The organism is Streptomyces sp. Isolate_45 (genome assembly GCF_024721315.2).
Taxonomy (GTDB): Bacteria; Actinomycetota; Actinomycetes; order Streptomycetales; family Streptomycetaceae; genus Streptomyces.
This window is the reverse complement of sequence record NZ_JANFAK020000016.1, coordinates 22,886-29,118: the sequence shown is the minus strand read 5'-3', so window position 1 is coordinate 29,118 and position 6,233 is coordinate 22,886. Positions and strand designations below refer to the sequence as shown.

Sequence of the window (6,233 nt, the reverse complement as noted above, 5' to 3'; positions counted from 1 at the left end):
GTAAAAATGGGGGGGGGGGAGGGGGGGGGGGGGGGGGGGGGGGGGGGGGGGGGGGGGGGGGGGGGGGGGGGGTTGTTTGGGGGGGGGGGGGGGGGGGGGGGGGGGGGGGGGTGGTTTTTTTTTGGGGGTGCGGGGGGGGGGGGGGGGGGGGGGGGGGGGGGGGGGGGGCGGCCGGCAGTGCGCGGGTCAGCCGGCGCGCTCGCGGCGCCGCTGCGCCGCCTGCCGCATGCGCTGCCGTCGGCCGCCGGCGTCGGCCGCGTCGGCGGGAACGCGGGACCGAGGGGCTGGGCCGGACGGGTCCTGCGCGCGGTCGGTGATGTACCGCGCGTACGCGCGCACGCTGGGAAAGCTGAAGAAGTCGACGACGCGCGCGTCGGGACGGACGTGCTCGCGCACCTCTGCCAGCAACTGCACGACCAGCACTGAGGAGCCGCCGACTTCGAAGAAGTCGTCCGTGACCCGCAGGCCGTCGACGCCGAGGACGCCGCTCCAGATCTCCAGCAGCCGCTGCTCCAGTACGTGGGCCGGTTGGGCGGTGGCGTCGTCGGGGCGGTGCAGCGGCACGACCGGAAGCGCGGTGCGGTCGACCTTGCCGCCGGAGGTGGTGGGCAGGCGGCTGATCGCGGCGAACACCGACGGGACCATGACGGCCGGCACCCGCTCGGACACGGCCGAGCGCAGCGTCGCCTCGTCGAGCTCGGAGCCGGGCCGGGGCACGTAGTGGGCGACCAGTACCTGATGCCCGCTGTCGCCCTGCGGCACCACGGCGCACTGGGTGACGCCGGGGACGGCGTTGACCGCCTGCTCGATGTCCTCCAGTTCGATCCGGTGCCCCCGGAGCTTGATCTGGTTGTCCAGTCGGCCGGACAGTTCCACGGTGCCGTCGGGCAGCAACCGGGCCAGGTCTCCGGTCCGGTAGACCGGGCCGCCCGCATGGAGTCGCGGGCGCAGCGGGAACCGCTCGGACGTGAGTTCCGGCTTGCCGACGTAGCCCCGGGCCACTCCGGCGCCGCCGATGACCAGTTCGCCGTACATGCCGACCGGCACCGCGTTGAGGCGGGCGTCGGTGACGTACAGGGCGGTGTTGTCCAGCGGCCGGCCAACGAGGACGTGTTCGGGGGTGTCGGGCAGCTCCCAGGAACTGGACCAGACCGTGGTCTCCGTGGGGCCGTACATGTTGACCACGCGGGGAATGCCGAGCGCCTTGAGCCGGCGCGCGAGCGTCAGGTCGAGCGGCTCACCGCCGACCATCAGGATCCGCAGCGCGGCGAGGGCCTCGGCTGCGCGGGGCAGCAGGAGCACGGTGCGCAGGAGGGTGGGGGTGGCCTGCATCGCGGTGGCTCCGGAGGCCAGGATCAGGTCGGGGATGGCCACGGGTTCGGCCGGGTCGGCGTCGCCCGTGGACCGGCGCAGCGTCTCCAGGTTCTCGGCGAGCACGACCGGGATGCCGCGGGCCAGCGTCCAGAGCAGTTCGACGACGGCGATGTCGAAGGTGACCGCGGTGACCGACAACCACGTGGTGGCGTCATCGGGTCGGACGACGTCGTCGAGGGCCTGGAAGAGGTTGGCGAGGTTGGCGTGGGTGATCTCGACGCCCTTGGGCACGCCGGTCGAACCTGACGTGAAGATGACGTACGCCGAGCCGGTCGTGGATCGGGGTGCCGGACCGCCGGCGACCGTGTCCGGCAGCTCGGCCGCGGCGAGGCGGATGCCGTCGAAACCGGGGCAGGCCTCGCGGTAGGCGTCGTCGGTGACGAGCGCGGTGCAGTCCGCCGTCCGTACCATCGCCTCGATCCGTCCCGCCGGTGCCGAGCCGTCCAGCGGCACGTACACCAGCCCCGCGGACATCGTGCCGAGCAGGACCGCGACCAGTTCGGGGCTCCGCGGCATGAGGATGCCCACGCGATCGCCGGGCCGGAGACCGGCGGCCCGCAGCCCGGCCGCGACGGACGCGGCCCGACGCGCCAGGTCGCCGCGGGTCAGGGCGGTGCCGCGGAACGTCAGGGCCGGCCGCTGCGGTTCCTCGGCCAGCCGCGCCAGGATGTCCTCGTGGATCGGGCGGTCCGGCACCGGTCGGGCCGTCGCGGCGTTCCACCCGTCGATCATCCGGGCACTGCCGGTGTCGAGGAGTCCCAGTTCGGCCAGGGGCCGGTCCGGCCGGCTACACATGCCGTCGAGCAGGCTCCGGTACGCGGCCACGAACCGACCGGCTTCGTCCTTGGTGAACTGCCGGTCGCTGTAGGTGAGCAGCCCGCGCAGGCCGTCTTCGTGCAGGCTGAGCCGGAACATGACGTCGTACTGGGTGGAGTACGTCGGTACGTCCACGGGGGTGCTGCGCACGCCCGGCAGGTCGAAGTCGGTGTCGGGGAACGTCTGGAACAGGAACACGGTCTGGAAGAGCGGGCTGTGCGCGGCCCCGCGCCGCGGTGCGACGGCCTGGACGACCTGCTCGAAGGGGAGTTCCCGGTGGGCGAACGCTTCGTGTACGGCGCTTCTGGCCATGGTCAGGTACGCGCGGGTGGTCATCTCCTCGTCCACGCGCGTCCGCACGGGGACGAGGTTGAAGAAGAGGCCCATGGCGCGTTCCAGGTCCGCGTGCGGACGGTTCGCCAGAGGGGTGCCCACCACGACGTCCTCGGTGCGCGACAGCCGGGCGAGCAGCAGGGCGTACGCCGAGACCAGCACGGTGAAGGGGGTGGTGCCGGTCTCGGTGCTCAGGGTGCGAACCCGGTCCAGCAGCTCCTCGTCGTAGCGGATCTCCAGGGCCGATCCGCCGTATCCGGCGGTCGTTCCGCGGCCGCGGCCGGGCATCAGGTCGAGCGCGGGTGGCGGATCGGCCAGGGTGCGGCGCCAGAAGTCGCGCTGCCGTTCGGCTGCCGGGCCGGCCAGCCAGCGCTCTTCCCAGTGGGCGAAGTCCGCGTAGTGGAGGGGAAGGTCCGCGAGCTCGGCGCGGCGGCCGGCCACCCGGGCCCGGTACAGCTCCGCGAGCTCCTGTTTGAGAATGCCCGTCGACCACCCGTCCGAGACGGCGTGGTGCTGGACGACGAGCAGGATCCACTGCCCGGGGCCCGTGTTGACCAGGTCGAAGCGGCTCAGCGGGGCTCGGGAGAGGTCGAAGCGGTGCGAGACGAGGGCCCGTATGACGGCGTCCGTCCCGTCCGGGGCGGACACGTGTTCGTGGAAGGGTACGGGGCACCGCGGGGCGATCGTCTGGACCAGCGCGCCCTCGTTCTCGGTGAGTGCCGTGCGCAGGATCTCGTGCCGGTCGACGAGGTCACCGACCGCCCCGCGCAGGGCCGCGACGTCGAGGTCGCCGTGCAGTTCCACGGCGAAGTACATGTTGTAGACGGGCGGGCCGTCGTCGGCGAGTTGCTCGCTCAGCCACATCTGCTGCTGGGCCCGGGAGGCGGGGATGCGGCCCGAGCGGTCGGCGCGGGTGATGCGCAGGGTGCGTTCGGTGTCCTCGCGACGCTGTTCCAGCAGGAACCGCAGGATGGCGTCGCGGTGGTCGCGCAGGGTCTGCTTCAACTCGTCCGTCAGCGCTGCGGTGGGACCGGTGACGGAGAGCTTGCCGTCCCGTTCCTCCAGCCGTATGCCGAGGTCCGCGATCTGCCGGAGTATCCCGGTCGTGGTCGTCACAGCTCGAAGCTCCCCGTCGAGTCGGCGCCGCGCGGTGCGGTCAGCGCGGTGTAGAGCGCGGCGGACGCCTGCTGCTCGCGCACGAGCCCGGCCATCCCCTCGGGCGTCTCGGCGTCCAGGAGGTCGCCGACGGAGACACTGACGCCGAAGCGTTCCCGCAGCCGGGCCACGATCCGGGCTGCCACCAGTGAATGCCCGCCCAGCGCGAAGAAGTCGGAGTCGGGTTCTACGTCCGTCTCGCCCAGCACGGACCGCCAGGTGTCCATGACGACTGCGACGACGTCCTCCTGCGCACCGGTGCCGGGCACGGGCTCGGGCTCGGGCTCCACCCGTGACGTGGGGTCCGGGTCGGCAGCGGTGCCGTCCGGGACCGTGATCGCCCAGTGCCGTCGCGCGTGGAAGGGGTAGAGGGGCAGGGCGACCGTGTGCGCGGACCCGGCGCGCAGCCGGCCCCAGTCGAGGTCGGCCCCGCGTTCCCAGCACCATGCGGCCAGCTCCAGCCAGTCCTTCCAGGAGGCCAGCGCGCCCATCAGGTCGGCGGCGTCCCCCGGACCGGCGGTGGGTCCGCCGTCCATGACGGCGGTCCGTGCCACGTCGAGGAAGTGGTCGACGGACAGCTCGGTTCCCGCGGGCACGGTCTCTCCCAGGCTGAGGGAACGCAGGGCGGTCTCCGGGCGGGTGGGCCGGTGCGCCCGCAGTTCGTCCTCGATGGCGGCCAGGTGCTTCTCGCACCCGCTCAGGTCGCCGCCGCCCCGGACGACGGCCCGGACGGCCTCGTGGCGTACGGCGCACCGCAGGGCGACGTCGCGGTCCAGCGCGCCGGCATGGGCCGCCGCGAGGTACTCCCCCGCCCCCCGGGCGGTGACGGTCGCGACCCGTACGCCGAGTGCCGCGAGTTCCTCCAGTGCGGCGTACCCCGTCAGGAAGGCCCGCTCGGTCGCGTCGGAGCGGTCCCGGGCCGTGGCGAACGCGGGGATCCGGTCGGTGAGGGACTGATCCGGACGTACGGCGGAGCCGAGGTCGATGGCCATCTCGATCGGTCCGGCGGGGACAGGGGCTGCCTCCTCCCTCAGCAGTGCCGCGAACTCGGGCAGCGAGGGGGTGACCCACGCGCGCCGCAGCTCGCGCGGCATGCGACCGTCCTGGAGCGTACGGGCGACGTCCGCGGCCGCCATGTCGCCTGCGACGGTGACCGCGTCGGCGAGGCTCTTGCGCAGTCCGTGGAAGGCGTCGGCCGAGCGCGCGGAGACCGGGAACACCTCCGGGGCGGCGCCGTCGGTGCCCCTCGGTCCGGGTGCGGCCACGTGGTGGCCGACCACCACGTGGGCGTTGGTGCCGCCCACGCCGAGCGCCGACACGCCGGCGCACCGCGGCAGCCCGTTCTGCGGCCAGGCACGGCTCCGGGTGTTGACGTGGAGGCCGCTGCCCTCCACGTCGGCCGACGGGAGGAGTTCCCGATGGTTGACCGTCGCCGGAATGACGCCCTCGCGCACGCTGAGGACCGCCTTGATGAGTCCTGCCATGCCCGCGGCCGTGTCGAGGTGGCCGATGGACGACTTCACGGCTCCGATGGCGCACGGCGTGTCCACGCCGAGCTGTTCGCGTGCTTCCCGCAGGGCGGCGAGTTCGACGGGGTCACCGAGGGGCGTGCCGGTGCCGTGTGCCTCCACGTAGCCGATGGCTCGGGGATCCACCCCGGCGTCGGCGACCGCCGCGAGGATGGCGTCGCGCTGTCCGGTGACGCTGGGCGCGGCGAAGCTCTGGCGGTCCGAGCCGTCGTTGTTGACGGCCGTGCCGTGCAGCACGGCGTGGACGCGGTCCCCGTCCCTGAGCGCGTCGGCCAGCGGCCTGAGGACGACGATGCCGACCCCGCTGCCCGGCACCGTTCCGTTCGCGTCGCGGTCGAAGGGGCGTAGCGTGCCGTCCGGGGAGAGCACCGCGCTCTCCCCGGCGAGGTATCCGTGCTCGTGCGGCAGCCGTACGGACACCGCGCCGGCCAGGGCGATGTCGCAGTCACCGGCCAGGAGGCTCCGGCGGGCCAGGTGCACGGCGGTCAGCCCGGTGGAGCACAAGGTGTTCACGAAGACGCTCGGGCCGCGCAGGTCGAGGTGGTAGGAGACCCGGAGGGGCAGCATGGCCGGTGCGTCCGACATCCTGCGGTGGCTGCCCGCCCCCTCGTCCGGTTCCGGCAGCAGCCGGCCGTACTGGTTCTCGCCGCTGCCGCAGAACACCCCGACGCGCCCTCCAGCGGCGCGGCCCGCCCAGCCCGCGTCCTCCAGGGCGTGCACGGCCTCCTCCAGAAACAGCCGGTGCTGCGGATCCATCGTGTCGGCCTCGGCCGGCGCGATGCCGAAGAAGGACGAGTCGAAGTCCTCGACGCCGTCGACGGCGCCGGAAACGGCGACGTGTCCCTCTCGGGTGTACCGGTCCTGCGGTACGCCCTTGGATCGGAGGCCGGACGTATCGAGCGGGGCCAGGAAGTGGGCGCCCTCCAGCAGGTTCTTCCAGTACCGGTCGACGTCCCGGGCTCCGGGTAGGCGGCATGCCATGCCGATCACGGCAATGGCAGTGTTCGAGTTCTGCACGCTCACGGC

Annotated in this window: 2 protein-coding genes; both read right to left on the bottom strand. The window is 73.4% G+C overall.

Annotated elements, in window-relative coordinates; translation table 11 throughout:
• Positions 1 to 186 precede the first annotated feature (186 nt).
• Positions 187 to 3,639, bottom strand: coding sequence for an amino acid adenylation domain-containing protein (locus NOD94_RS08205; RefSeq protein WP_281205085.1), 3,453 nt, complete (start codon positions 3,637 to 3,639; stop codon positions 187 to 189).
• A complete protein-coding gene (locus NOD94_RS08200; RefSeq protein ID WP_281205084.1) occupies positions 3,636 to 6,230 on the bottom strand; it encodes a beta-ketoacyl synthase N-terminal-like domain-containing protein in 2,595 nt (864 codons plus the stop codon). The genes NOD94_RS08205 and NOD94_RS08200 overlap by 4 nt, the downstream gene beginning before the upstream one ends.
• Positions 6,231 to 6,233: the final 3 nt, after the last annotated feature.